Here is a 2321-nt window from a genome sequence, read left to right on the forward strand (position 1 = left end):
CGTTCTGGACCTCTCGCCCGAAGGCGATCGGTCCGGTTCAAAGCAGCCGCACGGATTGCTCCGCACGGCCAGTTTCTCCGTCGATGGGGCATGGCGCCGGCCGCTGTCTTCATGGAGAGCGGCAGTCCCTTGCACGCGGCACGAACCGCGAGCGGGCAAATTCCATTCCCCGTCTAGGCAGGAGATTAAGCGGGAAACCCGCACCTGCTGTCTCGGACGGTAACGCGAGCAGAGGGCCGAGCCCATCTCGCGAAGAGCGCGCCTATACGGGGATTTGGGGGGAAGTCAATTGTCCCCGGAGTGACGTGCTGGCTTCGTTCGACTCGCCCCGGCCAACGACGCTTAACGCCATCCCTTCGCGCGCGCGGCGCGTTCGCCCACCGCGTCGAGCGGCTGTCCTGCCATCATATCCTGCGCCGCCGCCATCAATTCCGGATCCGTCGAGCCGGCCTGTATATAGGCGCCGCGATTTTGATCGGGCCCGGCGCCCTGCTGCGTCCGGCGCAACGCCCAGCCGCCGGCGTCGCGACAGGCGATACCGTCGGTCGCGGCCGTGCTGAAGACGCGGCAATAGGCGCCTTTCCTGTCGCGGAAGCTGACCGCGATCCTGACCGCGCCAGTCGCGCCGCTCGCCTGTCGATCGAGCCCCGCGGCGAGCGACCCGGAAGCGTAGAGACCGTCATCGCGCCCAGTGACCTGCCCGTCGCGCGATACGCCGATGCCGATCAGCAGCCCGAGCACCAGGCACGCCGCCAGCGCCGCCGCCTCGCGCCAGTGCGCCCGTGCCGGGCGCGTGGGGCGGGGCAGGGCGACGACATTGGTATCGAGCAGCGACGAGAGCCGTTCGGGGACCGGCGCTTCCACGATCGGAGCGAAGCTGCCGGCGAGGCGGGCGCGCAGCGCGCGATGGCGGTCGACCTCGACGGCGAGCGCCGGATCGGCGGCGATCGCGCGTTCCACGCGCTTGGCGTCGATCGCGCCGAGTTCGCCATCGGCATAGGCCATCAGCGTTGCGGGATCGATCGTCATACCGCTTCTCCCAACTCCGCCATCAACGCGTGTCGGCCGCGCACCAGACGCGACGTGAGCGTGCCGATCGGGATGTCGAGAATGTCGGCCGCTTCGCGATAGGCGAGCCCCTCGACCAGCACCAGCGCGACCGCTTCGCGCTGTTCGTCGGGCAGGCGCCGCATCGCGGATTCGACCTCGCGCAAGGCGACCCGCGCTTCCGCGCCGCCGTCGCCGCCAATCGTGGCACCGGCTTCGGCATCGACGAAGGTTTCCGACGCCCTGGTCCTGGCGCGGGTGTTGTCGATCCAGGCGTTGCGCATGATGCGGTACATCCAGCTGTCCATTCTCGTTCCCGGTTGCCACGATCTGCGCGCCTGCAGCGCTTTTTCGACCGCCACCTGGCACAAATCGTCGGCATCCGCCGCATCGCGGGCGAGCGACCGGGCGAACCGCCGCAGCCGCGGCAGCAGCGCCAGCATCTCGTCCTCGAAAGCGGCCAAACCTATTCCCTTCTTCTCGGATGAAACGGATGGCGTCGCCCGTTTAATCCACGCATGAAGAAGTTTGCCAACAGAAAGACCTGTCCTTGCGCCGCCTGACCGTCCTCGCCGCGTTGCTCGTGCTGACCGGAGTAGCGCGCGGACAATTGCTGCCGTCGATTCCCACGGGCACATTGCCGATTCCCGGACTATCGCCAGTGGAGGGCGTCGCCGGCACGGTTCTGCGCATGCCGGAGGCGGCGGCCAGGACGCTCGCCGATGCCCGCCGCGCCATGATCGACCGGTTGGTGCGCGACAATCCCGGCCGCGTCGCCCTCGATCCGCAAGGCTTTCCGGCGCGCGCCGGAGAGGTCGTCGTCGATGCCCCGGACGACGCGTTGCTTCGTGCCGCGTCGGCGAGAGGATACCGGCTGATCGAGCATGACGACGTGCTGGGTGTTTCCGTCGGGCGATTGTCGGTGCCGGACGGCAAGTCGCTGAAAGCCGCGATCGCCGAGATCCGCAAGCTGGGTGGCGAAGTCAGCGCCGATCAGCTCCATTTCGCCAGCGGCGCCGTGACGGGCAGCCCGGCGCCGCCGGACCCGCGCACCGGGCCAATGGTCGGCGTGATCGACGGGGGAGTCTCCGGCGCGACGCTGTCGGCCGGGTTCGCCAGCGGCGCGCCGCGCGCCAACGACCACGGCACCGCGGTGGCGTCGCTGCTCGCCGGGTCGGGCAACGTCCGCGGGGGCTTGCCAGGCGCGCGGAACGCTTCGGCGGACGAGTACGGCAGCGACCCGCCGGGCGGCACCGCCACCGCGATCGCCAAGG

2 protein-coding genes and 1 pseudogene are annotated in these 2321 nt (G+C 69.6%); 1 reads left to right on the top strand and 2 read right to left on the bottom strand.

Features of this window, described 5'->3' with window-relative positions:
• Window positions 1-342: 342 nt before the first annotated feature.
• Both ACTHJR_RS05815 and ACTHJR_RS05820 read right to left on the bottom strand, forming a co-directional pair.
• Window positions 343-1029, bottom strand: coding sequence for an anti-sigma factor family protein (locus ACTHJR_RS05815; protein WP_440522181.1), 687 nt, complete (start codon window positions 1027-1029; stop codon window positions 343-345).
• Complete coding sequence (locus ACTHJR_RS05820; RefSeq protein WP_440522182.1) at window positions 1026-1511, bottom strand: sigma-70 family RNA polymerase sigma factor; 486 nt, start codon at window positions 1509-1511, stop codon at window positions 1026-1028. The genes ACTHJR_RS05815 and ACTHJR_RS05820 overlap by 4 nt, the downstream gene beginning before the upstream one ends.
• Before the next feature lie 86 nt (window positions 1512-1597).
• On the opposite strand from ACTHJR_RS05820, the pseudogene ACTHJR_RS05825 reads away from it, so the two are divergent.
• A pseudogene (locus tag ACTHJR_RS05825) lies at window positions 1598-2321 on the top strand (S8 family serine peptidase); the annotation flags it as partial.

Origin of the sequence: Sphingomonas sp. (assembly GCF_051962185.1) — a bacterium.
Classification (GTDB): Bacteria; Pseudomonadota; Alphaproteobacteria; order Sphingomonadales; family Sphingomonadaceae; genus Sphingomonas.